This window comes from Lentzea pudingi, assembly GCF_014646255.1.
Lineage (GTDB): Bacteria > Actinomycetota > Actinomycetes > Mycobacteriales > Pseudonocardiaceae > Lentzea > Lentzea pudingi.
The window spans coordinates 114,871-140,917 of the sequence record NZ_BMNC01000015.1 but is presented as its reverse complement, the minus strand read 5'-3'; the positions used below and the strand labels follow the sequence as shown (position 1 = coordinate 140,917).

The 26,047-nt window shown below is 59.7% G+C and carries 29 protein-coding genes; 16 read left to right on the top strand and 13 right to left on the bottom strand.

What is annotated here, in order from left to right; translation table 11 throughout:
• Positions 1-26: 26 nt before the first annotated feature.
• Positions 27-215 (bottom strand): hypothetical protein, encoded by a 189-nt coding sequence (locus IEY88_RS35505; protein WP_189159289.1) that lies wholly within the window; start codon positions 213-215, stop codon positions 27-29.
• A gap of 137 nt (positions 216-352) precedes the next feature.
• Between IEY88_RS35505 and IEY88_RS35500 the strand changes: the two genes are divergently transcribed.
• Both IEY88_RS35500 and IEY88_RS35495 read left to right on the top strand, forming a co-directional pair.
• Complete coding sequence (locus IEY88_RS35500; RefSeq protein ID WP_229694065.1) at positions 353-1,780, top strand: helix-turn-helix domain-containing protein; 1,428 nt, start codon at positions 353-355, stop codon at positions 1,778-1,780.
• A gap of 130 nt (positions 1,781-1,910) precedes the next feature.
• Positions 1,911-2,192 carry a helix-turn-helix domain-containing protein gene (locus IEY88_RS35495; protein ID WP_189159288.1) on the top strand — a complete coding sequence of 94 codons (282 nt, stop codon included), beginning with the start codon at positions 1,911-1,913 and terminating at the stop codon, positions 2,190-2,192.
• Here IEY88_RS35495 and IEY88_RS35490 read toward each other — a convergent pair whose 3' ends face one another.
• On the bottom strand, positions 2,193-3,008 hold the full coding sequence (locus tag IEY88_RS35490) for an alpha/beta hydrolase (protein WP_189159287.1): 816 nt from the start codon (positions 3,006-3,008) through the stop codon (positions 2,193-2,195).
• Positions 3,009-3,261: 253 nt separating this feature from the next.
• Between IEY88_RS35490 and IEY88_RS35485 the strand changes: the two genes are divergently transcribed.
• Positions 3,262-3,645: a recombinase family protein gene (locus IEY88_RS35485; protein ID WP_268241279.1), complete on the top strand. Its 384-nt coding sequence runs from the start codon at positions 3,262-3,264 to the stop codon at positions 3,643-3,645.
• 14 nt (positions 3,646-3,659) lie between these two features.
• On the opposite strand, the gene IEY88_RS35480 is transcribed toward IEY88_RS35485, so the two are convergent.
• The 4 genes from IEY88_RS35480 to IEY88_RS35465 are packed head-to-tail and all read right to left on the bottom strand — an operon-like array spanning position 3,660 to position 6,737.
• The gene (locus IEY88_RS35480; RefSeq protein WP_189159285.1) at positions 3,660-4,310 is read right to left on the bottom strand and encodes an acyltransferase; all 651 of its coding nucleotides are present in this window, start codon (positions 4,308-4,310) and stop codon (positions 3,660-3,662) included.
• 25 nt (positions 4,311-4,335) lie between these two features.
• The gene (locus IEY88_RS35475) at positions 4,336-4,932 is read right to left on the bottom strand and encodes a histidine phosphatase family protein (protein WP_189159284.1); all 597 of its coding nucleotides are present in this window, start codon (positions 4,930-4,932) and stop codon (positions 4,336-4,338) included.
• Positions 4,933-4,944: 12 nt separating this feature from the next.
• Positions 4,945-5,595: an NUDIX hydrolase gene (locus IEY88_RS35470; RefSeq protein ID WP_189159283.1), complete on the bottom strand. Its 651-nt coding sequence runs from the start codon at positions 5,593-5,595 to the stop codon at positions 4,945-4,947.
• A gap of 44 nt (positions 5,596-5,639) precedes the next feature.
• Positions 5,640-6,737: a tetratricopeptide repeat protein gene (locus tag IEY88_RS35465; protein WP_189159282.1), complete on the bottom strand. Its 1,098-nt coding sequence runs from the start codon at positions 6,735-6,737 to the stop codon at positions 5,640-5,642.
• Positions 6,738-7,259: 522 nt separating this feature from the next.
• On the opposite strand from IEY88_RS35465, the gene IEY88_RS44600 reads away from it, so the two are divergent.
• The 3 genes from IEY88_RS44600 (at position 7,260) to IEY88_RS35450 (ending at position 9,381) form a co-directional block, all read left to right on the top strand.
• On the top strand, positions 7,260-7,880 hold the full coding sequence (locus IEY88_RS44600; RefSeq protein WP_229694064.1) for a NucA/NucB deoxyribonuclease domain-containing protein: 621 nt from the start codon (positions 7,260-7,262) through the stop codon (positions 7,878-7,880).
• Positions 7,868-8,464, top strand: coding sequence for a DUF6461 domain-containing protein (locus tag IEY88_RS35455; RefSeq protein WP_189159281.1), 597 nt, complete (start codon positions 7,868-7,870; stop codon positions 8,462-8,464). Before IEY88_RS44600 ends, IEY88_RS35455 begins: the two co-directional genes overlap by 13 nt.
• A 113-nt stretch (positions 8,465-8,577) precedes the next feature.
• Positions 8,578-9,381 carry a hypothetical protein gene (locus IEY88_RS35450; RefSeq protein WP_189159280.1) on the top strand — a complete coding sequence of 268 codons (804 nt, stop codon included), beginning with the start codon at positions 8,578-8,580 and terminating at the stop codon, positions 9,379-9,381.
• 13 nt (positions 9,382-9,394) lie between these two features.
• Here the strand turns inward: IEY88_RS35450 and IEY88_RS35445 are convergent, their stop codons facing one another.
• A complete protein-coding gene (locus tag IEY88_RS35445; RefSeq protein ID WP_189159279.1) occupies positions 9,395-9,754 on the bottom strand; it encodes a hypothetical protein in 360 nt (119 codons plus the stop codon).
• Complete coding sequence (locus tag IEY88_RS35440) at positions 9,732-9,956, bottom strand: hypothetical protein (protein WP_189159278.1); 225 nt, start codon at positions 9,954-9,956, stop codon at positions 9,732-9,734. Before IEY88_RS35440 ends, IEY88_RS35445 begins: the two co-directional genes overlap by 23 nt.
• Before the next feature lie 117 nt (positions 9,957-10,073).
• Here IEY88_RS35440 and IEY88_RS35435 point away from each other — a divergent pair, with 117 nt between their 5' ends.
• Positions 10,074-10,424 carry a histone-like nucleoid-structuring protein Lsr2 gene (locus tag IEY88_RS35435; RefSeq protein ID WP_189159277.1) on the top strand — a complete coding sequence of 117 codons (351 nt, stop codon included), beginning with the start codon at positions 10,074-10,076 and terminating at the stop codon, positions 10,422-10,424.
• Positions 10,425-10,506: 82 nt separating this feature from the next.
• Positions 10,507-11,256: a DUF5131 family protein gene (locus IEY88_RS35430; protein ID WP_189159276.1), complete on the top strand. Its 750-nt coding sequence runs from the start codon at positions 10,507-10,509 to the stop codon at positions 11,254-11,256.
• On the opposite strand, the gene IEY88_RS35425 is transcribed toward IEY88_RS35430, so the two are convergent.
• Together IEY88_RS35425 and IEY88_RS35420 are read right to left on the bottom strand one after the other, a co-directional pair.
• Positions 11,253-12,347, bottom strand: coding sequence for a three-Cys-motif partner protein TcmP (locus tag IEY88_RS35425; protein WP_189159275.1), 1,095 nt, complete (start codon positions 12,345-12,347; stop codon positions 11,253-11,255). The two genes, IEY88_RS35430 and IEY88_RS35425, sit on opposite strands and share 4 nt — an antisense overlap.
• A gap of 155 nt (positions 12,348-12,502) precedes the next feature.
• Positions 12,503-12,748, bottom strand: coding sequence for a helix-turn-helix domain-containing protein (locus tag IEY88_RS35420; protein WP_189159274.1), 246 nt, complete (start codon positions 12,746-12,748; stop codon positions 12,503-12,505).
• A 243-nt stretch (positions 12,749-12,991) separates the two neighbouring features.
• On the opposite strand from IEY88_RS35420, the gene IEY88_RS35415 reads away from it, so the two are divergent.
• From IEY88_RS35415 to IEY88_RS35400, 4 genes are all read left to right on the top strand, one after another.
• Positions 12,992-14,110 carry a hypothetical protein gene (locus tag IEY88_RS35415; protein WP_189159273.1) on the top strand — a complete coding sequence of 373 codons (1,119 nt, stop codon included), beginning with the start codon at positions 12,992-12,994 and terminating at the stop codon, positions 14,108-14,110.
• Positions 14,111-14,230: 120 nt separating this feature from the next.
• Positions 14,231-16,864, top strand: a complete 2,634-nt coding sequence (gene hsdR / locus IEY88_RS35410) for an EcoAI/FtnUII family type I restriction enzme subunit R (protein ID WP_229694063.1) — start codon at positions 14,231-14,233, stop codon at positions 16,862-16,864.
• Positions 16,861-18,303 (top strand): N-6 DNA methylase, encoded by a 1,443-nt coding sequence (locus tag IEY88_RS35405; protein WP_189159272.1) that lies wholly within the window; start codon positions 16,861-16,863, stop codon positions 18,301-18,303. The genes hsdR and IEY88_RS35405 overlap by 4 nt, the downstream gene beginning before the upstream one ends.
• Positions 18,293-19,084, top strand: a complete 792-nt coding sequence (locus IEY88_RS35400; RefSeq protein WP_189159271.1) for a restriction endonuclease subunit S domain-containing protein — start codon at positions 18,293-18,295, stop codon at positions 19,082-19,084. Before IEY88_RS35405 ends, IEY88_RS35400 begins: the two co-directional genes overlap by 11 nt.
• A 128-nt stretch (positions 19,085-19,212) precedes the next feature.
• Here the strand turns inward: IEY88_RS35400 and IEY88_RS35395 are convergent, their stop codons facing one another.
• Positions 19,213-20,052 (bottom strand): DUF3846 domain-containing protein, encoded by an 840-nt coding sequence (locus tag IEY88_RS35395; RefSeq protein WP_189159270.1) that lies wholly within the window; start codon positions 20,050-20,052, stop codon positions 19,213-19,215.
• Positions 20,053-20,402: 350 nt separating this feature from the next.
• Between IEY88_RS35395 and IEY88_RS35390 the strand changes: the two genes are divergently transcribed.
• The gene (locus IEY88_RS35390) at positions 20,403-21,221 is read left to right on the top strand and encodes a hypothetical protein (protein WP_189159269.1); all 819 of its coding nucleotides are present in this window, start codon (positions 20,403-20,405) and stop codon (positions 21,219-21,221) included.
• Positions 21,208-21,831, top strand: coding sequence for a ribonuclease D (locus IEY88_RS35385; protein WP_189159268.1), 624 nt, complete (start codon positions 21,208-21,210; stop codon positions 21,829-21,831). The genes IEY88_RS35390 and IEY88_RS35385 overlap by 14 nt, the downstream gene beginning before the upstream one ends.
• A 314-nt stretch (positions 21,832-22,145) precedes the next feature.
• Here the strand turns inward: IEY88_RS35385 and IEY88_RS35380 are convergent, their stop codons facing one another.
• Positions 22,146-23,414 (bottom strand): hypothetical protein, encoded by a 1,269-nt coding sequence (locus IEY88_RS35380; protein ID WP_189159267.1) that lies wholly within the window; start codon positions 23,412-23,414, stop codon positions 22,146-22,148.
• 137 nt (positions 23,415-23,551) lie between these two features.
• Positions 23,552-23,983, bottom strand: a complete 432-nt coding sequence (locus IEY88_RS35375) for a helix-turn-helix domain-containing protein (protein WP_189159266.1) — start codon at positions 23,981-23,983, stop codon at positions 23,552-23,554.
• A gap of 442 nt (positions 23,984-24,425) precedes the next feature.
• Between IEY88_RS35375 and IEY88_RS35370 the strand changes: the two genes are divergently transcribed.
• Both IEY88_RS35370 and IEY88_RS35365 read left to right on the top strand, forming a co-directional pair.
• Positions 24,426-24,788, top strand: a complete 363-nt coding sequence (locus tag IEY88_RS35370) for a hypothetical protein (protein WP_189159265.1) — start codon at positions 24,426-24,428, stop codon at positions 24,786-24,788.
• A gap of 49 nt (positions 24,789-24,837) precedes the next feature.
• Entirely contained in the window at positions 24,838-26,037 is a 1,200-nt protein-coding gene (locus tag IEY88_RS35365; RefSeq protein WP_189159264.1) for a cytochrome P450, read from the top strand.
• Positions 26,038-26,047 lie beyond the last annotated feature (10 nt).

The window sequence follows — 26,047 nt, the reverse complement described above, 5'->3', positions numbered from 1 at the left end:
ACCCTGCCTGTCTGGGGGATTCATGGCTACAGCACCGCCAGGTTGTGATCGGCCAGCACTACTTGCTGGCACGGCCAACTGGTGCCGCAGACGGCGCAGCACTCGGCGGTGTTGAGGTGGCAAGCGAACACCGCGACGGCGATTTCGGTCAGGCGGTCGAGCGTGGTGAGTGGATCGAGAGCGCCGTTTTGCATCAGCGTCTTTTGCCTGGTCATGCCCTCTCCCGCCGCCGTTGCCGTCCGGCCGGGTGTGGCCGTACTCTCACCAAACCGGTCGTAATGGGCCAAACACAGGGCGTATAGATCGGCGGTTTCCGGACATGAACCGGACGCCGGGGCGATGACCTGGCCAAATGGAAGGCCTGGCGCACGGGGGAGAGGGGGCGATGGTGGACGAAAAACCAAGTCCATTCGCCAGACGGCGCGAAACGATGGGGTTTTCCCAGGAGGCCCTTGCCGAGCGCCTTGGCATCGACGTGCGCACCGTGCGTCGTTGGGACACCGGCGACTTCGTCAAAGGCCCCCAGCCGTGGATCCGGGACAAGCTTGCTCGCTGTCTTCAGGTCACACTTGAAGGACTTGATGAACTCCTGACGGCTACCGTGAAGCACGAGGCGTTGGTGGCGGCGGGCGAAGTGGTTTCGCCTGAGATCACCACGGTGCCGCCAGGTGCGGTAATGCTCCCGGTTCTGGTGGACGGCAAGCCAGTCCTGCTGCCCGTCGATCCGAAAGCCCTTGCAGGGAGGGGGTTTCCCACGCTCGCCACGGAGAGCCGAGAGGACGCGATGAGCCCACTAAGCCGCCGCTCTCTGCTGAGGTTCAGCATTCTCGCCTCGGCTCTTCCCGCGTTGGATGTTGAGGCCCACCAACACATCGCCGCGGCCATGGAAGACGCCCGCCGCTATCTCGACACCGATCTGGTGCAGCGGCTGAGGGACCAGCTAGTGAGCTGCAAGTCGAGCGATGGCGGCTCAGAAGCGATGAAGACGCCGCCACTGCCGATAGTGCTTGGAATCCTTGGTGCCATTGAAGAAGCGGCACGTGAAGTGCAGCCGGGCGTTCGTCACCAACTGCTCTCGCTCGGTGCGGAGTGCGGGGAGTTCGCAGGTTGGTTGTACCGGGATGCCGGCGATCTCACCCGAGCCTTGTACTGGCATGACCGCGCGATTGAGTGGTCACAGGTGGTTGGGGACACCACCATGCAGGGCTACGTGCTGCTCAAGAAGGCGCAGCTCGCTTACGACGAGCGCGACCCGCACCGCATGCTCGATCTGACCCAGGCTGTGCGCGGTGGTTCGTGGAAGCTGCCGCTTCGGGTGCAAGCCGAAGCGGTGCAACAGGAAGCACGTGCTGAGGCCATGCTCGGGGCGTCGCTTGCTTCTGTCGAGCGAAAGCTCGGCGAGGCACGGCAGCTGCTCTCCAACAGCATGAACCAGGAATGTGCGCTCGGCGCGCACTACAACGACACGTTGCTCACCATGCAGACGGCCGTCTGTTACACGGAGGCAGGGAAGCCACGCCGGAGCGTCGACCTCTACAGCGAGGCGCTCACAGAGAACAGCTTCTCGCCGCGCGACTACGGGTTCTTCCTCTCCTGGATGTCCGCCTCCCTGGCGCTCGCCGGCGAGCCGGACGAGGCGGCGCGAACGGGCCTGGAGTCGGCGAAGCGCGCGAGCAACTCCAGCTCGCAGCGCACGCACCGTGAGTTGGAGCGCGTCGTCGAGGTGCTGGCACCGTGGCAGAACCGCCCGGCAGTGAAGGAGCTGCAGGCCGTCGTGTAGCTCGCACAGGCGCTGATGTTGTCCCGGATTAGCGCTGAAATTTGCGATTCTTGCAGGTAGACGCCCTACGTTCCCTTGAGCGTCGGTTCGTGGCCAGCAGCTCGCCACCGAGCGTCTCCAGTCTGGCAACGTGACCAACTCAGCCGAGGAGCCGAAGAAGCTCTTCTTCACCGTCGCCGAGGCGGCCAAGCTGCTGCGTGTTGATGTCGCCACCATCTACCGCTCGATCCGCGAAGACGCTTTTCCTGCGGTCAGGCTACGTACACGCTACGTGGTTCCAGCTGCCGCCATCGACCAGCTGATCGCCAGCGTCATGGAGTCCGGTGGCGTTCTGGACATAGCGGAGATGACGCGGCAGCGCCGAGACGCGAGAGAGTTCGAGCGCCAACAGCAGCGTGGGCGCGGATGGTAGTCAGCTCAGCCAGTTGGTGACGGCCTCGATCACCTCGGCCTGCCACTTCCGGCTCTGCGGGTGCGCGTACTCCGGGTCGGCGTGGACAGCGAAGCCGTGCTGCGAGCCTTCGAGCTCCAGCAGCTGGTGCTTGCAAGTGAGTTGGCGGTTCGCCTCGCGGGATGAGTCCACCGGGATGAACGTGTCCTCAGTGCCGTGCACGATCAGGGTGGGCGCCGTGATCTCTCCGAGCACCTTCCGCGGCTGCAACCAGAACACCTCGTTCAGGATCGGCCTGCCGAGCTTGAAAGTCGGCGAGTGGCCCACGAACCCCTGATCGAGGAGTTGCTCGGCGCCCTTCTCGCTGATGTAGCCGTTCTCCCACGCCTTCTTCTCGTCGACGAAGCGCTTCCGGTAGTCGATGAGCGGGTTGAACAGCACCAGGCGGCTGATCGCCTCTGGCCGCTTCGCCGCGTAGTACGCCGCCGTGCCACCGGAGAAGCTCGCGGCGATGATCGAAGGCGGCGTCACGCCCGTGAGCTCGTTCAGGTGGTCGAGCCCAGAGTCGATGGCGTTCAGCACTGCGGACAGGGACAGATCCTCCTGCCGCCCCTCGCTCTCACCGTGGCCAGGAAGGTCGAACCGCAGCGAGGCGACGCCGGCCTCGGCGAGAGCTGCGGCGAGTCGCGTGAAGAAGCCGCCCTCTTCGCGAGTGACGCCAGCGCCATGAACGAGTAGCACCGAGTGCCGCGGCGAACCGTCAGGCGCGTCGAACATTCCCGCGAGCTTCAAGCCGTCATGCGTGCGCACGGTGGTGTTGGTGCTCTGGGTGCTCATCCAAGGCTCCTTGAGTTCGAAGGTGACCTCTTCATGATTCCCGCTTCGACCCCTGCCTAGCTACCTGGTGAGGCAGGAAGAACACGAAGCATCTCGATGTGCGCTCCGGAGTTTGTGCAGCTCAAGCACAGTGATGTCCGGTTCCTGCCCGCAAACCGTCCTGTTGGGCGACGGCGATGCGCTGCTCCACTGGAGTTCCTGATAGACCTGCGAACTACACGCATGACTTCTCAGTAAATTGGGGTATCGGAACATGAGTACAGGGCGTCGACCTCGTCTACGGACTGGTGGGCCAGGACGAGGACTAGATACGACCTTAAATAGCACTCCTGTAGCTGGTTACATTCGGAGTGCTCGCCTTGCTCCGGTGGAATCTGCAACTTGGCAATCGGAGATGGAAGCTTATGGGCGCGCAAGAGGCTATCGGTTGCAAATATTTTTCGAGTTCGGGGTCAGTGCCGTCCGCGCAAACAAACCAGTGCTCGCACAGGTCATTGCTGAGCTGAGACGTGGCACCTACGCTGGCCTGCTCGTTCCTGCCATGTCGCACATCGCGGCGACGGACCGGCAGATGCAGCAAATAGCGGCGCAACTTGAGGAGTGCCATGCATGGATCGAAGAGTGCTCGAAAAACTGAGCGAGCGCAGGCGCCTAAAAGTCCTGGTCAAGCCTATGGCCGATCTTGGCGACCCTGATCGCGGGCACCCCGGCATATACGAAGCCTGATTCAAGGCTCTTGACGACGACTGCGCCCGCACCAATGACGACGTCGCTGTGAATAGTCACCCCAGGTAGAACGGTCGCTCCCGCGCCGATCCATACATTGCTTTCTATAACAACGGGCGCCACCGCCTCAGTTTGCAGCTGAAATGGAGTGCGGTCAACGGTGAGGAAGTGCCCATGCTCAGACGAGAGGATCATGACTCCGGGACCCATCATTGACCACGGCCCAATGGTGACGCCACCATGCCCGTGCACAATACTGTTTCTACCTATCAGTACATTGTGGCCGATCTCGATTCGGCCGCCGTATGCCGCACACCATATATTCTCCTTCAGGCGACAGTGATCTCCGACTATGAGACTGACGCGATCAGGCGAGGTTCCATCAAAAGTCGAATTGCGCTGAATGGCGACGCCGGCGCCGATTTTGATCCGAGGCGGATCTGCTATCCTTGTGGAAAGTGGAATCGGTGTGCCGGCGCCAATGGCCGCTCCTAGGGCTCTAAGTCTGTAGGCATTGAGGTAGCCCAAGAAGCCCCGATTCGATGCCCCGCGCACGGGCGCGTGTTCACTCTGCATCCTACTCTTATGATGCTCGCCTTGGTCACCTGTCATTTTGGCACTCCGGCGGCCAATCGACTGTCTGCATCTCGCAGTTCCCCCATGGCACCTCCTTGTAGCCGCCTCCCTTATGTGGAGTTCTGCCAAGAAAAATGTTCCAAAGCAACACAAGGACTGACCGTGTTGCTATCAGGACCGCATCGTTCTGCATATTCCTTGCCAGCCACTCAAGGAAGGTGGTGCCGCGTTTGTAGAACACGATTGGATCTTCGGCCCCGGGCAGCCGCAGATCGCCGATCTCAAGTGTTCCTGCGCGCCAGGCATCCATGCGAGAAGCTGCTGCGGGGTCTCGTTGACGAAACTCGCTATGGGAGATCCCGTCTGCTATACCGAGATGGTAGGGAGATATATTGGTTGCAACAGTAGGTTTGATTCCGAGACAACCTCCGATTAGCAATGCAGTATCTTTGCACTGCTGGCGATCTATGTAGTAGATGGCATCGATAGTGTGGCTTTGCAGTTCAACCGATACTTCTGCGATCTGTGCAATACCAAGAGCGGTAAGGCTGCTTCCTGTGCCGCCATGAGTATCGCGCAGGTTCTTGAAGGCCTCAGCGTGACGAAGTAAGAAGACCTGCACTATCGTGCCTACTTAAATTGCGAGGTGGCTGTAGCCCTTCAGCATGAGATCGGCCATGATGAAGATCTTGTAGTAGTAGCTGTCTACCCTAGGAATGAAGTCCTCCAGAGGGACCTCGTATTCGATCGATGCCCAAGACTGCGAATCTGAGCGGTACTCGATGCCGCGCGCGGTTGCGGTTGACCGACTCGAAGTCTTTGAGAACAGCTGAAGCCCTTCGGCAATCGATACCTCGACCAACCCTTCCACTTCATCGGGTGCAGGGGAGTAGCTTTCAATTGGCTTGTCCTCGCGAAGCAGGAAGGTTTCGCAGAACTCGCGGTTGAGAATCCCAGGGGCGAGGCCGAGGTCGATCTTGATTCCCAAGGGAATAAGCTTTTCAAATGGAACGTCGAGTCCCAGCTCCTCGACAATCTCTCGAACGCCGTCCGAGACGCTCTCTCCGGACTGGTAGTGGCCGGCTGCGCTGATGTCCAGCGCATTCGGAAAAAGCTCCTTCTCCGCGCTGCGTTTCTGAAAAAGTACCGATCCGCCGTCTCCTCCGCGGATAATCCAGCAATGTATCGACTTGTGCCACAGACCGGTTCGGTGGGCGACCGACTTCATCTCGGTTCCCTGTAGGTTAAGGTTTTCGTCGTAGATGTCGATCAGTTCGTCCGCCACGGGCTGTGCTCCTTGCTTGCTTTACATGATCAATTATAGGGCATTTAGCTGTTGAACTCGTTCATTACGCCAGGTACGGGTGTATCGGCGAGCAGTTCGTCGGCTTCACGCTTGTACGCTGCTGCTTGTACTTCGCGGCCTTCAAGGGCTGTCACACGAGCCAGGCCTAGAAGATTGATGATTTGCTCATCGCGGCGGCCGACCTCGCGTGCTTCACGCAGTCCTCGTCGAAAGGCATCTTTGGCTTCCGCTGCCCGGTCCAGCTTCAATAGGATCCGTCCGCGGAGCGAGCGCACCCGCACAGCTCTGGTTGCATCCCCAACCTGCTTACGGATTACCTCGGAGGTATCGAGATGCGTGAGCGCTTTAGCGTTCTCGTTATTTCTGTATGCGCACTCCGCAAGTCCATACTCGATGCCGGCTAGCATTTCGTCCCGAATGAGGTTTTCGGAGATGGAACCAGCGATCTTGGCTGCTTCAGCGAGATGGTCATAGGCCTTGTTGTAATTCTCCTGGCCGATCGCAATGCCAGCTAGGTGTCGCTCGGCCTTCGCTTGCCAGTATGAATCGCCCTCCTCGATTGCCACAGTCTTGCCGTGCTTGATGTGACGTTCTGCCGTCGCGTAATCGCGTTTCGCAACATGAGTCCAGCCGAGATCGTCAATAAGCGCGGCGGCCTGGGCTGATCTATTACCGAGCTGAATCGCGGCATCCTCGGCGAGTGTGCCGAGTTGGATCCGCTCGTCAAGATTCCCTTCAAGCCACAAGGTGCGACTGAAGGCTTCGCGATACCTAATGATGCGAGCGTAATCGCGGTTCACCTGTAGGCCTGTGATCTCGCGGACAAGAAGCTTCGGGAACGTGTCATCAAGGGTTGAAGAACTGGCAGCTTTCTGCACTCGCAAGAAGGCGAGAACGAGTTCAACGATGAGAAACACGTTCGCTATTAAGCTGCAGTATAGGATAAGACTTTGCGTGGTCTTTGACAGGATGGTGACGTCAAAAGCGTCCAGGCCAGCCTTTATAGCGAAAGCACCGCCGCTGATAGCGACAAGTCTCGTACCGCTCTTCACGAAGTCTACCTTGGTGAGCGCGTGAGGGCTGGCTGGAACTACCGCCTTGGAGGGCTCAACGTCCGTCACCAACCACTCCCTACGGTCTGTGCCCCGTCCTTGGAGCATCGTTGTGGGAGTATCGCATAGAGCTTCGGGTTAGTTACGCGCGATGTGCTGCACCTGTATACGCTGCAGAGACCCGTCAACGGCCACCCGATCGGGCGATTGTGTGCACTTTTGGGCCGGACTGTGCAGCCTGCCGAACATCTGGCGGATACATCGGTTGGGTTGTTTCCATTACCCCTTCTGGTCGAATCGCGGCGGAACTGGCCATGGCCGAGGTGTATCAAGGTGCAGGTTTGTGCCTGAGTGAGTACTGCCGAACCCTGATTGTGGTCTTGGCGGACACTCGGCGTGATCACGAGTGTTGTTTGCGTATCTAACGACTGCCGACGCCCGGCAGGCCGTGCTGGCGACCGAAGACAAGTCCGTGTGTTTGTCCAGTTCAACTCGGTGGCGCCCGGTTTTTGTCCTTGAATTGTCCTGTTCATGAGTTCCGAAACTTGGAGACGCTTGCCTTCCACGTGGATAGGTGTGTGAGGGGCTGCAGTGGCGACGAAGACCGGCTTAGGGATCCTGCCGATTTTGCTGATCGGTGGTGCGGTGGTTGTGCTCGGCCCGCAGCTGGTGCCGGGCTTCCCGGATCTCCTTGGCGACCTCACTACCGATACCGCCGTCGCCTACCAGGTGGCGCCCGGCGCGAAGCCGAAGACCGACAGGTGCACCGCGGATCAGCTGCTGAAGCAGCGCCAGTGCGACGACTTGAAGGTCGTCCTCATCGACGCCGCCAAGATGCCCTTCATCGCCCAGAACATCGCGCTTGCATGGGCGGAGGGCAAGCCGTTCGCTCTGCACAAGGGAGCACCCGGCTCAGACGCAGGCCGGCGGGCTGCGGTGTGCGGCAACTTCAAAGCTCAGTTCGCAAAGGGCAGTTGCGACGAGTACGCCTTCGCCTCGACCACGGAAGGTGGCGTACCCGCCAACGTACGCATCATGGAAGTGCCCCTGCGCGAACAGAACTGCCAAGGTGGCACGCTTCGGCAGGAGTACCGCCGGGCTGGCATCGTGGAAGGCAGTGCCTTCACCGTGGTGATCACCAACCCGGAGAAGATCGCCACAGGGCCATACGCGGGCGTGGACATCGCGAAGGAGCAGTCGTGCGGGAGTTGATTGACCGCTACCAGTGGGTGCAGCAGCTCGATGTGGTGATGACCTTCGCCGTCATTCGGGGCCGAGGCGCAGATGAGGTGGTGCGCATCTACGGGGGAGACCCCGAGCAGCGCCAGCTCATGACCACGGTCGAGGCTGAGGATGCCGGGCTCGACGATGGCGACGAGTTCTACTTCCAGGTGTTCGAGCACCAGGACGCCGTGGTGGCAGTGGAGAACAACGGCTGGAGTGGCACGGTGCCGGAGATCGCTCGTTGCGCCTCCGCGGCCGAAGGCCACTTCTTCGCGGTGCACTGGAACGGCAATGGGATGTTCCGCCTTGTCGAGGCGCGCGGCGGCAAGGTGACGGCGTACTTCGAGCCGACGTTCGGCACGGAGCTGGCCGCTCCCGACGACGTCATCCCCGCATGGGCGCAAGGGCTTGAGCTCCAGCCCGGTGAACTCCGCGCCGCCTGCCTTGCCCTCGTGGAGCGGCAGACCGAGGTGGCTTTCGAGGAGGAGTGGCTAGTGAAGAGGCTGCCCACGTTCCGCATCCCCGACCCAGATGAGTTGCTCCGCGGCGTGGAAGGCACGCGCGCACCGTAGAAGGTGTTGCCGATGGATCGAGACCGCTTGGCGGCTAGGCGCCGAGTTCGAGCCCAGCTACAACAGAGGTTTCGCTCATTTCGTCGATGACGTCTGTTGCTGGGAGTGCCACCGTGACCACCAGTTCGCCCGAGAGCGTCAGCCTCCCGCTCTACTTCGGCGAGGTGAAGACCCTCGCCGAGATGACGGAGGTGCTGAGCGAACTGCAGCTCGCGTACCAGGAGTGTCTGCAGGCACTGAATCCTCCGCCAGATAGCCAGGATGGCCGTCCGCGCATCTTGATTCGCACCGGATCGCTGTTCGTCGAGTTCACCGCCGCTGCGCAGTCTGGTGCGTGGACTGTGGCGGGTTTGATCCTGCTCAGAGCGCTTCTGACAGATACCAAGCCTGTTGTAGATCTCGCGCTTCTTCCTGGCGAACTGATCAAGCAGGTAGGCGATCAGTGGCACGGCATGCGGATGACCTGGCGGGAGCGAAAGCTTGCGAACCGGCAGTTCAAGATCGATGAAGAAGCGCGAGCCGCGCGTGAAGCGGCCGAACAAGACCCGGCTGCTGGGACGCTGGAATTCGAGCCAGCGGTTCGACCTGATCCACCGCAGTCTTCGCTTCCGCCTGCAACCTTGGACCCGCCCGCTCAAAGTTCAGGTCTGCCGTCGAGCTCTGGCGGCAGTATTAGCCTTACCCAACAAGCACTTTCCGCAAGTGCTGGGCGCGTCGACGAGTTGTTGGCGAGAACTTCTGGCGTGCAGACGGACGTCAGCGACTTGGCTGGGTTCGTGAGAGCGGTTCTTGGGGATCTGCCTGACACGGCTTCGGTAGTAGAACCACTCGAAGCCGTACGTCTCGGTCTTGAAGAAGTACTAGGTCTGCTGGCCGCCTCGCGGGAGCACATCGTTCAGTACAGCGACTCCCTGTGAGTTGGTCAGCGTTCTACTGCGGTCCAAGGGCATCTAGGTACCTCTCAACATCGAATCCCACAGCCTCCATCCGCCGTCGTGCGATCTCCAGCTCATGCTCGGCGAACAACTCGGCGTAGCGCGGGTTCAGCACCAACGCCTCGATGCTGTGCTGCAGCATGTTCTCCCGCCGCAGCCGCTCGAACCCGTCCGAGACGGTCGGTGTGCGCAGCAGCGTATGAGCGGTAGCTTCGCCGCCGTTCATCGTGACCATGTGGATGAACGCCTTCGCCTGGTACCTGATGGTCCGCACCAAGAAGCGGTAGCCCTCCAATGTCGCCTCGTGAAACTCTCGCGACAGCTGTGCACGATCAGGTGCGGTAGCGCCGGTCATCACGGTTCCTCTCGACAGAGTGGCTTGCGATGCGCTGGCGGAGCACCAGTAACAAGCTGGCAACTGCGACGCATCTCGTGCCTGCCGCGGTCATCCACCAGCTCGACATCTGAACCGCCACCACCGCGTCGACCACGAAGAACACCGCCGCCAGCAGTTCAAGCCGGCGCGGGTCGACATCGCGGGCTTCACGGGGGTGCATGTTCGCTCCGTCGTTTCGGTGAATCCTGGTGTTACTCCAAGCGAGCCTCTGCTGATAGCCCTCTCCGCCAAAGTGATCTTGCTAAAGTCACCGCCCAAACCTCAAAGGAGTTCAGGCATGGCGCAGAAAGTTCTTGTTCAGCTCATCGATGATCTCGACGGCACGGCGGCCGGAGACGTTGAAGCCGTGAGCTTCGGCCTCGATGGCGTCACCTACGAGATCGACCTCAAGCCGGGTAACGCCTCCAAGCTCCGCGGCGGCTTGGCCGACTTCGTGGCCAGGGCTCGCAGTACCAGCGGGCGCACCAAGAAGGCTGCGAACACCACGCGCACCGTCGTGGCGGAGTCCCGCACCAAGGAGCAGACGAAGGCCATCCGTGAGTGGGCCAAGTCCAACGGCCACGAACTTTCCGAGCGTGGCCGTATCCCCACCAGCATCATCGAGGAATTTGAGAAGGCGCACCGGTGATCATGTAGTGGCTCAACTGGCCCTGGCGGTCTGCTACGCCGACAAGTCAGTAGCATCGAACTCCGCCCTGAGATGGAGAGCCATGTCTGACAGCAGTCCGATCGAGTGGACAGAAGCGACGTGGAATCCCACCACCGGTTGCGATCGCATCTCGAAGGGCTGCGACAACTGCTACGCGCTCACGCTCTCCAAGCGGCTCAAGGCGATGGGTGCGGCGAAGTACCAAACTGACGGTGACCCACGGACCTCTGGGCCTGGGTTCGGCGTCGCGATCCACCCGGATGCGCTCGAGCTGCCGTACCGGTGGCGTCGGCCGCGGGTGGTCTTCGTGAACTCGATGTCGGACCTGTTCCACGCGAAGGTGCCGATCGGCTTTGTACGCGACGTCTTCACGGTGATGCGTGAGACGCCACAGCACACCTACCAGGTGCTCACGAAGCGCTCGGCGCGCCTTCGCCGGATGGCGGAACGGCTGGACTGGCCTTCAAATGTGTGGATGGGCGTTTCCGTAGAGGACGAGAGCCAGCTCGCTCGCGTCGATGATCTACGCGAGGTCGGTGCTGCGGTGCGCTTCATCTCCGCAGAGCCCTTGCTCGGGCCGCTTCCGTCGCTGGAGCTCGAAGCCATCCATTGGGTGATCACTGGTGGAGAGTCGGGGCCTGGTGCGCGGCCTTGTGACCCGCACTGGGTGCGAGGTATCCGGGATGCCTGCGCGGCTGGCGGCGTTGCGTTCTTCCACAAGCAGTGGGGTGGCCGTCATCCGAAGGCTGGTGGCCGGGAGCTCGACGGACAAGTGCACAACGAGATGCCGGCCGTTCTGAGCGGGGTCTAGGAAGCGGGCGTACGAACCTCGGTTCCGTAGGTGATGCGGCCGGGCTTCCTGGTCTCTACCTTGCCCTGTGCTCGCAGGGACTCGATCGTTGGGATGATGTGCTGCTTGCGAAAGACGGTCTCGCACAGGGTGTAGTCGATCAAGGTGCCGATCTTGCGGCCGTGTAGACCGGCTTTTGCGATCTCAGGCAGCACAAGCCTGCCGAGGGGCGCGAGCTGTGGCTCGTCGACGGCGAAGAGTGCCTCTTCCTGCTGATCCCGAGGGTCGCGGAAGCCGACGCCGTATGCGCGGTCGACCTCCCAGAGCGCGTCCTTCATCTTTTCCACGCCGAGCTTGTGTCTGGTGCCGAACACGAGATAAAGCACGTTTCCGCGGCGGTCGACCAACTCGAAGTCAAGCAGGAAGCCGAAGCCCGCTGACTTCAAGGTGTGCCGGTAGCAGTCCAGCAGATGCCGGCGCTTTGTCGGACCATCGGGCAGATCTGCCACCTGACGCCAGACCCGGTCGCCGCCGAAGACTTCGTCAGCAGAGTCGCCCAGTTCGGTCACGAAGCGAACGAAGTACTGCGGCTCGAAGGTGACGATGACCTCGCTGGAAGGGTTCGCAGCCAGGCGTTGCAGCAGCCGGAACGAGACTGGTGCGTTGCCCCACGAGTCGAGAACCGCGAGGATTGGCTGGCCCCAAGCGTTGATCTTGGTGAGCTCGTCTTCGAGGATCTCTTCGCACTTGCCCTGCTGCACTTTGATCGGCATCGAGGGGGCCGCGCGTGGCGAACTGGCCACGACTGGCGCGAGCTGCTCGTTGAGGAGCTTGATGCACCGCGGATCGTCGTCGATGAACAGGAACCGGCTGATTCCCTTGGTAGCAGGGACCTCCTGGTGGAGGGCATGGATCGCGATCATGGGTGATCCAGGCTCGCCGTCCTCATAGATGCCCGGCCCTGAGAAGCCCTCTGCATAGGTCGCAGATGGGTAGGCGTTTGCGCCGCCGATGAGGATCGGAAACCAACGATGCAAGTAGTGCCTGTAGATATCGTGCTTCGCGGACGTGTGCTCAGGGATCGGCCAGGGAACCTCACCATGCACCGGCATGCTGACCTCCTCGTGCGGGCACTCGTTAGGAACCATACCTACGGCGAACTCGTGAGGGGTCGGCAAAACTGCACGTCCGCCTACCGGAGCATGCCAATCGATCACCTGATCGATTGAAGAAGCGTGGCCGTAGCGGGTACCTGAACTCCACGTTCCTACCTCGTTAGCTCACCTTCGAGCCTCGAGACCACGGTGGAGAGCGTCGTGCCCAGCGCCTCGGCCACCAGGCGCAGTTCGACCACGTCGAGCCGACGCTCGCCGGACTCGTACTTGCTCACGAAGGACTGCGGTTCATCGAGGCGGTCTGCCACCTGCACCTGGGTCAGCCCTGCCTCGGTGCGGATCTCCCGGAGAAGCGTGCAAAGCCGCTGGTACGCCGCCGAGTAGATCGACTTGTCCATGCGGCAAGCGCACAACCGTCATTGCAAATATCCCAAAATCGGATATTGTCGTTTCGTTCGGCGCGGGTTCGCCGTGCCGCGTCCCATCGAGGGGGTGAACCACATGCGCATCGCCATGAGTGGTGGAGGCGGCGACACGTGATGCCTGCCTAGGTTGCGACGGCGAGGCCCTGGGTGTCTGTAGCACCCAGGGCCTCGCTGGCTATTCAACACTATTACAAAACTTGCTACAATTGATGGTGAATGCAAAAGCCGCTTCACCAGCTCCGCAAAGTCATGCTGCAACTCGTTGTTGTGGTTCTTGTGGCCGTCGGAATCGGCTTGATCGTGGTGGGCTACGGACTCGACCCTGCGGCCGCGTCGGCGGAGCGATGGTCGGCGGCACTCACGGCCTTCGGCTTCGCCTTCTTCACCGCGGGCGGTGTCACGATGATCTGGGAGTTCTACCTCCGCAGAGTGAACGAACAGGCCGCTGAGAGATCGCTCGATGCAGCTCTACGCCGAGCTGTGCCTGCCTTCCGCGACGCCTTCCTCAGCAGTCTGGCCTTCGATGCCGAGACGCTGAAGGGCGTGGCTTCAGACGAGCACCTTGATCGTATTGCGGCCAATGCCTTGGCGCTCAGGCTCAAGGACAAGCAGCTTGCTCACGAGCTGTACGCCGATGTGCGTGATCAGGTGATCAGCGCGCCTGAGCGCTGGCATGACGTGAACACCACCGTTTCACTCCAACCGTGGACGGACGGTCCCAGTTTCGGCAAAGGCTCGATGTTCGTAGCCACGATCCGTTGGGAGTACAAGACGGTGCCCGCGAGCGGCGCCATGCGCTTCGCCTGCGTCTCCGACAAGGCTGAATACCGTGAGCTTCTTCGTGATGACGGCACCACCTCTGCGTGGTACCACGGTCAGGCCAGCGGGCTTGATGCCGCTGACCCCAAGGTGTTCGCGCTACTCGCGTTCACCGTCGATGGTGAGGAGCGGAAGATCCGCCGCACTGCCAGGAACGGTGCACAGATCTACGCTGTGAGCCTCGGCGGCGCCAGCCACGGCCGCGAAGTGACAGTCGCCTACACCTACCGCGCACTCGTTCAACGCCACGGCCATCTGCTGTACCTCGACTTGCCTCGGCCAACCAAGGGCCTGCGCATCCAACTTGACTACACGCAGGCAGGTATCAGGCGCATGAACACCGTGGACTACTTCGCCAGCAGCCACGAGAGCAGAGTGGAACAGGCTCGCACCTTGGGTGACGCGAAGACGGTGAACATCAGCTTCGACGGCTGGACGCTGCCGCGGGCAGGTGTGGCGTTCGTATGGGTTCTCGACGACGAACTGTCACAAGTGACGAAGCTGGCTGACCCCTGACCGTAGTCATCGGCCGCGCAACGAGCTCGCTGTCCTTGGCTGTCGCAGAGCCACATGCTCGCCCCGCCACACCGTGGCTGGCACCAACCAGGCGTCCCTGAGGGCTTCCCGCAGCTCGAAGTGGACGATGACCAGCTCGCCGACCTGGAGGCCATGAAACATCGTGTGTCAGCGATTGATCAAGTAGAGCTGTCGCCGGCCCGACCGCGAGGTTCCACGGCAGCGAGCGCTGCCCGAGACTTCGGCAGCAAGCGTGTCTCGCCAACAATGCTGTCGGTGGTGGCCCGTAGGATCGTCGCCGTGGGTGACCCAGACAAGGCGCAACTTACCGAGACAGAGATCCGCACCCGGTACATCACGCCTGCTCTTAGTGCTGCTGGCTGGCCTCTTACGTCGCTCAGAGAAGAGTACTACTACTTTTCGGCTGGGCGAATTCAGGTGGTCGGCAAGTCGGGGGTGCGGAAGAAGCCTAAGAAGGTTGACTACTTGCTCGAATGGCGCCCGAATCTGCCGATTGCTGTCGTTGAGGCTAAGGACAACATCCACGGGCCTGGGGACGGTATGCAGCAAGCGCTTGAGTACGCTGAGCAGCTCGATGTGCCATCCGTTTTCACTAGCAACGGGGATTCGTTCGTATGGCACGATCGGACAGGTGTTCGGGACGAGGTTGAAATCGAGATACCTCTCGATGCGTTTCCATCGCCTGCCGAGCTGTACGGCATCTATAAGCAATGGAAGGGTATTGCGGACGCTGATGAACCTGTCGTGGCGAGTGAGTTCCATGACGACGGGTCGGGGCGTAGGCCACGCTACTACCAGCGCATCGCAGTCAACCGGGCAATTGAAGCCATCGCAAAGGGGCAGCGACGGCTGTTGCTTGTCATGGCCACCGGAACCGGTAAGACCTACACTGCCGCTCAAATCATCTGGCGGTTCATGGAGTCGTTCAAGTCTGTCAATCCCGGCAAGTCTCAAGCCCGGGTTCTCTTCCTAGCTGATCGCAACATCCTAATCGATCAGGCAATGATGAATGACTTCGCCATGTTCAAGGGGCGCATGGCCAAGCTCAGCGCCTCGCGTGGCACTATTACCAAGGCTGCTAATCATGACGATCCGGAAGGCGTCGGGAGTAAGGCTGTCGACAAAAGCTTTGAGTTGTATCTCTCACTATATCAAGCGGTCAGTGGATCCGAGGAAGTAGACAACGTCTACAAGAAATTCTCGCCAGACTTCTTCGACCTGGTGATCATCGATGAGTGTCACCGTGGGAGCGCCAGGGAGGAAAGTGCTTGGCGTGCCATTCTCGAATACTTTAGTTCGGCGTGTCAGCTGGGGCTGACTGCAACGCCCAAGGAAACGGCGACTGTCAGCAATATCGACTACTTTGGCGATCCTCTATACACCTACTCGCTGAAGCAAGGGATCGACGACGGCTTCCTGGCTCCGTATAAGGTCATCCGCACCGCCCTCGACATCGACACCTTCGGATGGCGCCCCAGGGATGGGCAAGTTGATGACTCGGGAGCCTTGATTCCCGATCGGCATTACGGCGACAGGGACATCGACAACGCGATCATCTTTCCCGAGCGAGATAAGCGTGTCGCTGAGCGTATCACCGAGTACCTCAAGGGTACGGACAGGTATGCGAAGACTATCGTTTTCTGCGAGGATATCCCGCACGCGAATCGGATGCGCCGAATCCTTGCAAACCTGAATGCGGACGAAGTGCGCAAGGACTCGCGGTACGTCATGCAGATCACCGGTGACGATCAGCAGGGCAAACAGGAGCTCGACAACTTTATTGACCCAGAAATGCCCTACCCAGTTATTGCTACAACCTCAAAGCTCCTCTCCACCGGCGTGGACGCACAGACCTGCAAGCTCATCGTGATGAACAGCAATATCGAAAGCATGACCGACTTTAAGCAGATGATCGGCCGTGGCACTCGAGTGCGCACAGACTACGGCAAATGGTTCTTTGTAATCATGGATTTCAAGAACGTGACGAGGCTGTTTGCGGACAAAGAATTTGACGGCGAACCCGTAAAGGTCTACGAATTGACGCCCGGTGATGATATGGTCGATGCCGTTCATGGCATCGATGATATCGATGAAACCGAGGATGATGATAAAGACCCCGAAACGCTAGATCAATGGGTGGAGAGGCCGGGCAGCCGCACTCCTCGGCGCAAGCGGATCGTGGTCAGTGGCCAGCAGGTCACGATCATTGGCGAGCAGGTGCAGATGATTGGGGCTGATGGCAAGCCGCTTACATCCAGTCTCAGGGAATTCGTTCGTAAGAACCTGCTGGAGCGCTATCCAACTGTGGATGTCTTCGTGAGTTCCTGGTTGGCGGCAGGCCAGCGATCAGTTCTGTTGGATGAACTGACTGAAGCTGGTGCGCCGCTGGAAGACCTCGCGGAGCTCCAGGGCGAGGATATTGATCCGTTCGACGCTGCCCGGCATGTCTGCTTCGGCCATTCACCTCGTCGGCGGCGGGACCGAGCTGATGCGGTTCGTGCCAGTGGCTACCTCAACAGGTACCAAGGCGGGGTGCACTCTGTGCTTGAGGCACTTCTTGAGAAGTACATTGAATCAGGTGTGCGATCCATCGAAGATATAGCCGTCTTGCGAGTGGAGCCGTTCCGGTCGATGGGTAGGCCCATCGAACTCATCCAGCCTTTCGGTACCCGTGAGACTTACCTCAAGGCCGTACATGACCTTGAGCAGCAGCTGTACCAGGAGGCGCAGTGATTTCGTCCACGCTAATCAAGTCCATCCAGGACATTATGCGGCAGGACCAGGGCGTTGACGGTGACGCGCAGCGCCTTAGTCAGCTCGTATGGATGATTTTCCTTAAGATTCTCGACGACACTGAGCAGGAATTGGAGTTGATGGTTGACGGGTATGTGTCCGCCGTACCGGTCAAGTATCAATGGCGATCGTGGGCTCGTGACGAAGAAGGGCTTACTGGGGATGATCTCAATAATTTCGTGAATAATGACCTTTTTCCCGCGCTGCGAAAGCTAACGGCGGGAGCCAATCCACGCACATTGATAGTTCGGGAGGCGTTCGAAGACTCGTACAATTACATGAAGAGTGGTACGCTGCTGCGGCAGGTCGTCAATAAGATCAACTCTATTGACTTTACCGTGCGGGCTGATAGGCATCAGTTCAACGATCTCTATGAGAAGCTCCTCAAAGATCTGCAGAGCGCAGGGAACGCTGGCGAGTACTACACTCCGAGAGCGCTGACTGAGTTTATTGTAGAGATGGTGAATCCCAGGCTCGGTGAAGTCATTTTGGATCCCGCTTGTGGGACCGGTGGGTTTCTCGCCAACGCCATTGATCACATGCGTGGTCAAGCGAAGAAGCCTGAGGACGAAAAGCTTCTCCAGTCATCTCTGCGGGGCATAGAGAAGAAGCAACTACCTCACTTGCTGTGTCTGACCAATATGATTCTTCATGGAGTAGATGCTCCAACCACAATTCGTCGCGCAAACACATTGACGAGGCCGCTCCGTGACTACGGGCCAGCTGACCGTGTGGATGTGATTGTCACAAACCCGCCGTTTGGCGGAATCGAAGAACCTGGCGTTGAGCAGAATTTCCCGCAGACGTTCAGAACTCGCGATACGGCCGATCTGTTCCTGGTTCTCATTATGAGGTTGCTTAAGCCGGGTGGCCGAGCTGGAATTGTCTTGCCGCATGGGACGCTATTCGGTGAGGGTGTTAAAACTCGCATCAGGCAACAGCTGCTCGAGGAGTGCAACCTACATACGGTCGTGCGAGTGCCTAGCAGTGCCTTTTCTCCCTATACGAATATCGCGACAAACCTACTCTTCTTCAGCAAGGGGGAGCCAACAAAAGAGGTGTGGTTCTATGAGCACCCTCTTCCTGATGGCCTGAAGGCGTATAACAAGAGCAAGCCAATTCGCTCCGAGGAGTTCGATGGCGAGCGAGAATGGTGGATCGCCCGCGCTGAGTCTGAGCACGCATGGCGTGTAAGTATTGATGAGATACGTGATAGAAATTTCAATCTCGATATTAAGAACCCCAATGCAAAACTCGGTGAACAGGAGAGCCTTGGGGACTTGCTGACCGAGTATCGCCGCAAGCAGCAAGCTGCAACGCAAACGATTGACGCTATCCGTGACCTACTGAATCAGGCGTTGAAGAGCTATGAACGTTAGTGAACTGCGGCTCCTGGCTGAGAACCTGGATGACGTTGCTCGCATCCCTGGTGGCATCGCAAGGATAAGGGAGGCTATTGTTGATCTTGCTTTGACGGGTCATCTCGTGGAGCCAGCGCCGCAGCATGAGACTACAGATCAATTGCTGGAGCGTATTGCGGTCGAGAAGGAAAGCTTGGGGCTCAAGGGTGGCGTGAATGTCATGCAGTCGGACGGCTTGCTCGCGTTGCGCGACACGTGGCGGCTCGTGATGCTTGGTGATATCTTGGCTCACTGTAGGAATGGAACGTCCGCGAAACCCAATGATGTAGGTGCGGGTTATCCGCTACTCCGGATTAGTGCAGCGACTTCTCGAAAAGATGGCACCGCAGACTTGGCAGATCACAAGTTCGCGGAGATTTCTGGATCTGAGGCGGAAAAGTATGCGGTTCGACCTGGCGATCTTCTCGCATGCAGATTCAATGGCAATCTCCATTATGTCGGTAGGGTGTCGCAGGTACCTGAGCACGTGAGCGGTCTAATTCTTCACCCTGACAAGCTCATTCGTATGCGCGCTATCACAGTTTCGCACGCCTATCTCCGTCATGTACTAAATTCTCGATATGTACGCAGGCAGATCGAGGGCGTCGCGGCAACAACCGCGGGAAATATCGGCATTAACGGCAAGCAGCTCAAGGCTCTGGTCGTCCCATTGGCGCCCTTGTCTGAACAGAAACGCATTGCGAAGAAGCTAGATGAGGCGTTCCTTTTGTTGGATGAGCTCGCAATGCTGGTGGGTTGAGCTTTCACTTCGTGGACCTGATGCGATGCCTCGCCTACCGCGCATTTGTAAGTTCATCGCTTGCGTCCATTCGAAAAGGCTTAGCTTGAAGATGCCCGTTGCGTGCTATGGCGCAACGGGCTTGAGGGTCAGTACTCCATCTGCAAGCACTGCTCCTTGGTGGCAGCGAGCAGCTGTGCAACGAACTTGCCGAACTCGCCGGCTTTGATCCGCGGCCAGAGCGCCGTGCGGCCAGCTGCTACCCCATGGCGGATTACGAGCCAGTCGTCTCCGCCCTCTTCCATGCAGATGAAGCAGGCATCGCGGTAGTAGAAAGCCGTGCCGAGCACCCACCAGCACTCGCCAACACGCTGCTCGAGCTCTGCCAGCCTGAAGCAGCCCATGAAGCTGTCCTTCGTGAACGCAGGATCGACAGCATCGTGCAGCGGTGGTGTGGCGATGCCGATCTCGTACCAGGTGTCGAGCAGCTCTGCGGGGAGCTCGGGTACCACGCGAACGTCCGCGAACACGCTGCGCCACTCCAAGCCGAGTTTCAGCGCCAACCTGTACCCGTCAGTCCACAGAGAGACGGTGTCGAGGGTTGTGTGCCAGCTCCGCCCATCAACCTTCCGAGCTTGCACGCGGTACGCCGCAGTGTTGAACAGCAGCTCGACCAGTTCCGCGGGTGCGTCCTGGTCGTCACCTTCAGGATCGGGAGGGCCAACGATGAGGCCGCTGCCCATGATCACGTCCTCGCCGCGGAACAGCTTGTTGTGCATCCACAGCAGCATGGTGAGTCGGTGGTTGATCGGCAGCTCCTGGAGCTTGCCCTCGTCATTGAAGTACACGCCTGCGGCGGGATCGGTGAGCTGCACCGCTTCTAACCTGCCGCCTACGATCCGGCGGAACGCGCCGGCATCGTGCTTGTCGAGTTGCTCCAGCCTGATGGGCTCGGAGAGGTCCGCGGGGACCACGATGGCTTGCACCATGAGTGCTCGCTTATGAACCACATGACCCTTGCCTAGCGGGAGGGTTCGTATCCACGCCAGGCCGCGGGCTCCCTGCACCTGGAGCCTGTGGCGTCGCGTCGATCTTCTGCTGTAGTTCTATTTACGCAGGCCAGAGTCAATCTGCATATGGTGGAAATTGCAGCGCAAACGAAGTGCTTCGACGAAACTTTCGCGTTGTAAGAGATGGAGTTCAGTACAGGGCTATCGAACCTTGCGGCGAAGCCGCAGTCTGATGGTTGCCAGCTGGCTGTACGGAGCCGGTGGCCGTGTACGATTCTCGGCACCCGTCGTCGACGTACCCGGCTGGCGGTCTCATGATGGAGGAGAACATGGCTTCTTCCGAGGGTGAGCGCCCGCGCCGCGCCCTAAGCACCTACAAGGCGGTATTTATCGCCATTGGTGCAGCCATCGTGGGGCTCGGCTTGCTTTGGCTGGCCGGGTCTGTGGACGCAATCAAGGGCAATCCGGGATTGCAGAGCGTGTTCAACAACCTGGGAAGTGCGCTCATTACCGGCATGGCACTGGTTGTGCTTTGGGAGCTAGTGAGTAAACGATCTTTCGCGCGAGAGGTTATTGAAGTAACCCGCTCTGCTGCAGATATTGAGCGCTCTGGAATTACGCATGCGGGAACCGAATATCTTCGGGATGCTGATTGGGACGGCCTGTTCTCCCGGGTTCAGAAGTTGGATATATTTTTTGCCTACGGGCATACGTGGCGCGGGAGTAACCTGACTAACCTTCGTGCGCTTGCAAGGAAGAAGGGTTGCCGGATCCGGGTGTATCTGCCCGATGTGGAGGATTCGGATACCGTGCGCCAGCTCGCTACTCGCATCAAGGGGACTCCCGAGAAGATGATCGATCTGATCGTCGAAGCGCGTAGCCACTTCGAGAGCTTGTACGAGCCTGGTGGTGCAGAGATATCCGTGTTCTATCGTCCAGGTGAACTACTATTTAGTGCGTATCGCTTCGATAGTACTGCGGTCATCACGCTCTTTGCTCACCGTAAGGAGCGTGGAGGTGTGCCGACGATCGTTTGCCAGGAACCGGGCACGTTGTACAGCTTCATCAAACTAGATCTAGATGCGGTCAACCGGCAGAGTAGGCAGGTTTTTCCTCAGCCTGTGGTGGTGGGGAATGCCGACTCCTGAGGTTCTTGCACGTGATATCAGTAGCTGGCATCTTGATGCTCTGCTTCAAGTCGATACCGTCGCGTGGGATATCGAAACAACTGGTCTCAACTGGCGAACCGAACGCATCGCAACGTGTCAGCTTCACGCGCCGGGAGTGGGCACACTCATCGTGCAGCTCCGCGGCGAGGCTCTGCCGGTTCGATTGTGTCGGCTACTCGCCGATGTTCGTGTGAAGAAGATCTTTCATCACGCTCCCTTCGATCTGAGATTTATGCATCGCTGGTGGGAGGTGACTCCATCGAACGTCGTGTGTACGAAGGTTGCTTCTCGGCTGCTCGACCCTTTCGGTGGTGGCTCGGTGCACACCTTGCGCTCTTTGCTTAGAAGTTTCCTTGGGGTGAATATCAGTAAGGAACAACGCCTAAGTGATTGGCGGGCTCCCGATCTATCTCCTGCGCAACTCGCGTACGCTGCGGCAGACGTTGAGTATCTCATTCCGTTGCACGATGAGTTGTGCTCCAGGCTGGCAAGCTCGGGCCTGATCGAGATCTTCGCGGACTGTTGCGCGTTCTTGCCTGCTCACGTCCAACTGCAGGTGCGGGAGTGGCCGGACGTGTTCGCGCACTGAAATAGCGTGTGTCGCTAATCGATCTTCTTGGTGTGTTCATCGGAATCAGTGCGATTTTGCTGATCCACTTTTTCTTTGAGTTCCATCAAGATATGGAGCAAGATCCTCGAAACCTCGGGTGTGAGTGCAGGTAGTTCGTCAGGCAGGTTCACGCGTACCGACTTCTGCTTGCACGTCGACTTCGGGGGGTCAGTGCCTGTGGCGTAAGCGGTAGCCTTGCCTTCATTCGAGTTCATTATGCGATCAGTATGCGGCCAGATTGGCCGTCCTGCTCGATCGCGTGCGGTGACTGATCGAGAGAGCCTGGTGCTCGGCTATCGTCGAATGCAATTAGGAGAGTTTTGAGGAGTTGAGAACTTGCACGTGTACTTCTTGTCATCTTCGCTTCTGCTTAGGTACCTGCCCACGCATTCGTTTTCATCCGAGATGCCGCGGCTTATGCAGAAGGCTAGCGGGCCGTATCCATCTTTGAATCTTTCTCCTTCATGATACAAGAACCAGTATCCTGGGTTTAGTGAGCCGTAAGCCGAACTGCGAACCCGGGTGATCTTGGTTCCCGTCTTCTGTTCCAGCTTGCCTACGATATCAAGCATCTGGGCTTCCGTTACCTTGCCTACGCTGTACGTGCCGAGTTGTGCCACCCATATCCCTTCTCCGAGAGGGACCGACGGCACGGGGGGCGTTGGCTCGGGTGCGGAAGATATTATTGGTGCAGACGTCGATGTATAGCCGATTTCCCTGAGCCTGCTGAGTAAGAGATCGATCGAGGGCGAGTGGTCGCCTGGTGCGTCGATTGCCTCTTCGAGTAGCTTGATATTCTTTTGAATGCACTCGCTCCGGTCGAGTCCGAATCCTAACCCCTCCTTTACGAGATGGATGACACGGTCGACGGCGTTTAGGTTCATCAGCGTGAAAGGGTCACTCTTCAGAACATTGCCATCTATGGAGACAAGTTCTGCGGACGCCGAAACGATCCCTGGCCAACCTGCCTCACCTACGTACTCTTCTCCGACGGTGATGGCCAGTTGATCGTTTGCTTGTCCGGCTACCTCGAAGTCTTCTTTTTTGGAGGGTAGAGGTAGTGGCAGTTGACTCCTCTTTATATCACCTGGGACGGTGAAGTCATACAGGACCGATGTTCTGCTAGGTCCGGCGCCATGGCAACCCTCCGGGGCCCAATAATCTAGCACCTGCACTTTGGTTTCTTTAATCAAGGCGGGTTGGGCTCCTTGATTGTGCAAAGTGATCTTTGCTGCCGAAACCTGGATATTCTGATTTTTAGAGGTGTCGGCTGGTGCGCCGTTGAAGATTGTTTCTTCGCTTAGCTCCACGGTTGATGTTAGATCGAGTTTAATGATAGAAAGGTCCGCATTTTGCGCCTGCTTATTCGCCTCTTCGGCCAAACTGGTCGAGCGGATGGACGGATTTAACGCTATTAAGGCGATAATTAAACTCGCTACACCGGCTATCCCTCCCACTGTGCCTGCGGCAGTACTGTGTCGGCGCAGGAATCCCTGTTTGCTTGGCGGTGCGGGCTGCTGGCTCGTTTGGCGCTTTCGCTTCTTGTTTTGTTTGGCTGACACTGGCGAACCTCCAGTATGTTTTTGCGCAGCCGATGTAGCGAACTGAAGAAGATATCGCCAGCTGGTATCAATTCGTTACGCTGAATCTGACTCCGGTTGCAGTTGGCGGAAGAGAGGGCAAAGAAGCAGACTTCTGCTTAGCGCTCATGCGGCCCACGCATCACAACCCCTGCTTGATGCAACCGCTCGCGTACCGTTTCGGCGCCTACACCGAAGTGCTTGGCAATCTTCTTGCAACTCCAGCCGTCGGCGTAGAGCTGGGCTGCTTCCATCATCTGGTCTTCGCTGAGTGCTGGGGCTGTGGTGTCGATGCCCTGGGCACGGAGGTGTCTGCCGATGGTGATGCGGTGGATCCCGTACTTCTCAGCTAGCTGGTAGACGCTGGAGCCGGCTCGGTACTGCTCGACGAGCTCATCGATCTCGGCAGGCTTGAGCTTGCGGAGGGTCTTGAAGGGTCTGGTTGGCATGGTAGGGCCTGCGCCGTTCGGCGCATCCGACCAGGTCCTTGCAAGATCAAGAAGCCACTGAACAGCGGTGGAGGGGTTTGAAAGGGCCTCAATCGCCCCCACCAGTCAGAACGGCGCCTCCGCGGGCGTCAGAAGGCGTCGTTGCCATCACCGACTGACTCAGTCGGGCTCTGAGTGCCGTTCCATCCGTGTGGCCAGCCGTTTCGTTTCGTCCAGCACGTGGCCGTAGATGTTCGCCGTGGTCGAGATCGACGCGTGGCCCAGCTGCTCCATCACCTCCCGAGTACGCGGTGCTCTTCTCGGAAGACGAACGTCGCGTGGCCCGTCGGCGTCTCGAAGATCCTGGATTCGACGTGGATGAATACCTTGCATCGCTCCCCGATGGTCGATGAGTGCGTGGGGAACTCATCACCAATTCCGTCGCGAGAGGTGATCGGACGTCGTTCGGTCTGTGGTCGGCTGTGGAACGTGCCGCCATGGTGCCGTACCTTGTTCGAGTTCGTCGGGGACGTTTGGACCCGCCACCTCCGAAGGACCACGACCTGTGAAGCGCAAGGGCAAGGCCGCGAAGCCCGTCCCCACCACCGTCACGCAGGAGCAGGTCAAGCTGCTCGCCCTGGTGGAGCAGGGAGGCGTGCACCGCGGCGCCACGAGCTGGTACCTGGAGCACCGGCCCGCGAAGCAGTGGGACGCGGACGACCTGGAGATCCTCCGGGGCAGGGAGTGGATCGTCTGGGAACAGCGCCTGCACCACGGGATGGCGGCGCCGGTCGACATCACGGCTCAGGGGCGGGCCGCGTTGCGGCACCACCTGCCGGAGTGGGTGCTGGGGCGGAAGGCCATCGCCTCCGAGCCGCCGCGGTTGCCGTCCGTTGAGTCGATCAGGACGTTGGACACGTTGCCGTAGCGCGGTAGAACGGTCTTTAGTCGAATCCAAACGGAGGCGAAGACCGGCCATGTCGAACTTGTTGACCGGCGGCGACTTGCGCGCACGTGACCACCACCGGATCGAGGACGACGCACGGGCTGAGGGGCCTCTGCATGCCGTCACCCTGCCCAATGGCGTGGAGATGCAGGTCGTCACTGTTGGGCTGGAGCTCACCCGTCAGCTGCTCACGGACCAGCGGCTCTCCAAGGACAGCGCGCGGTTGCAGCGTGAGATCAAGCGGCAGCTCGCCGAGTTGGGGAGCACGCAGGAGAACCTCGCCGGGTTGTTCGGGCCGAGCATGCTCAACAGCGACAACCCGCAGCACGCGCGGCTCAGGGCGCTTGCGGTGAAGGCGTTCAACGGCAGGGCGGTGCAGCAGCTCGCGCCGCGCATCGAGGAGATCAGCGCGGAGCTGATCGGCCGGCTTCCCGAGGGTGAGGAGGTCGACCTCGTCGGAGAGCTGGCCGTGCCGATGCCCATGCACGTCATCGGCGAGGTGCTCGGGCTGCCGGGGCAGGATCGGGCGCGGGTTCGTGCGTTGATCGAGACGATGATGTCGATGGAACCCGAGGTGTCGCAGCCGGCGAGTGACGAACTGGGCGGCTACTTCCACGGCCTGCTCACGAGTGGCGCGCTGGACCCGGGCTCGCTCTTCGGGTCGTTGGCCAGGGCTGACGAAGAGGGCGACCACCTGAGTCACGACGAACTGATGGCGATGGCGTTCCTTCTCGTCGTCGCGGGCCATGAGACGTCGGCGAGCCTCATCTCGAACGTTGTGCACGACGCGTTGGACAACGGCTGGTGGCGCAAGGCCGCTGAGGATCCCAGCCTGGTGCCGCGGCTCGTGGAGGAGACGTTGCGCCACAACCCACCGGTCCGCAGCGCCACGCACCGCATCACCACCGAGCCGGTCGAGATCGACGGCGTGGCGGTCCCCGAGGGCACGCTGCTGCTGATCAACCTCGGCGCCGCCGGACGGTGCCCGCGGGCGCACGAGAAGGCCGGCGAGTACCGGCTTGACCGCGAGACGACCGGCCACGCGACGTTCGGGCACGGGCCGCACTTCTGCCTCGGTTCGGCGCTGGCCCGCCTGGAGACCGAAACGGTGCTGCGGCAGCTGACGAGCCGGTTCCCGCGTGCCGTGTTCTCGGGCGATGAACAGCCGGAGATCACGCACAACGACATCATGGCCAGCCTTAAATCGCTACCGGTCGTGCTCAGGCGCTGACACGCTGGTG

Excerpts from the sequence above, each read along its gene's own strand:
- IEY88_RS35505 (WP_189159289.1), bottom strand. The coding sequence starts at position 215 with ATGACCAGGCAAAAGACGCTGATGCAAAACGGCGCTCTCGATCCACTC.
- IEY88_RS35500 (WP_229694065.1), top strand. The coding sequence starts at position 353 with ATGGAAGGCCTGGCGCACGGGGGAGAGGGGGCGATGGTGGACGAAAAA.
- IEY88_RS35490 (WP_189159287.1), bottom strand. The coding sequence starts at position 3,008 with ATGAGCACCCAGAGCACCAACACCACCGTGCGCACGCATGACGGCTTG.
- IEY88_RS35485 (WP_268241279.1), top strand. The coding sequence starts at position 3,262 with ATGAGTACAGGGCGTCGACCTCGTCTACGGACTGGTGGGCCAGGACGA.
- IEY88_RS35480 (WP_189159285.1), bottom strand. The coding sequence starts at position 4,310 with ATGCAGAGTGAACACGCGCCCGTGCGCGGGGCATCGAATCGGGGCTTC.
- IEY88_RS35445 (WP_189159279.1), bottom strand. The coding sequence starts at position 9,754 with ATGACCGGCGCTACCGCACCTGATCGTGCACAGCTGTCGCGAGAGTTT.
- IEY88_RS35440 (WP_189159278.1), bottom strand. The coding sequence starts at position 9,956 with ATGCACCCCCGTGAAGCCCGCGATGTCGACCCGCGCCGGCTTGAACTG.
- IEY88_RS35435 (WP_189159277.1), top strand. The coding sequence starts at position 10,074 with ATGGCGCAGAAAGTTCTTGTTCAGCTCATCGATGATCTCGACGGCACG.
- IEY88_RS35430 (WP_189159276.1), top strand. The coding sequence starts at position 10,507 with ATGTCTGACAGCAGTCCGATCGAGTGGACAGAAGCGACGTGGAATCCC.
- IEY88_RS35425 (WP_189159275.1), bottom strand. The coding sequence starts at position 12,347 with ATGCCGGTGCATGGTGAGGTTCCCTGGCCGATCCCTGAGCACACGTCC.
- IEY88_RS35420 (WP_189159274.1), bottom strand. The coding sequence starts at position 12,748 with ATGGACAAGTCGATCTACTCGGCGGCGTACCAGCGGCTTTGCACGCTT.
- IEY88_RS35415 (WP_189159273.1), top strand. The coding sequence starts at position 12,992 with ATGCAAAAGCCGCTTCACCAGCTCCGCAAAGTCATGCTGCAACTCGTT.
- IEY88_RS35400 (WP_189159271.1), top strand. The coding sequence starts at position 18,293 with ATGAACGTTAGTGAACTGCGGCTCCTGGCTGAGAACCTGGATGACGTT.
- IEY88_RS35395 (WP_189159270.1), bottom strand. The coding sequence starts at position 20,052 with ATGGTGCAAGCCATCGTGGTCCCCGCGGACCTCTCCGAGCCCATCAGG.
- IEY88_RS35390 (WP_189159269.1), top strand. The coding sequence starts at position 20,403 with ATGGCTTCTTCCGAGGGTGAGCGCCCGCGCCGCGCCCTAAGCACCTAC.
- IEY88_RS35385 (WP_189159268.1), top strand. The coding sequence starts at position 21,208 with ATGCCGACTCCTGAGGTTCTTGCACGTGATATCAGTAGCTGGCATCTT.
- IEY88_RS35365 (WP_189159264.1), top strand. The coding sequence starts at position 24,838 with ATGTCGAACTTGTTGACCGGCGGCGACTTGCGCGCACGTGACCACCAC.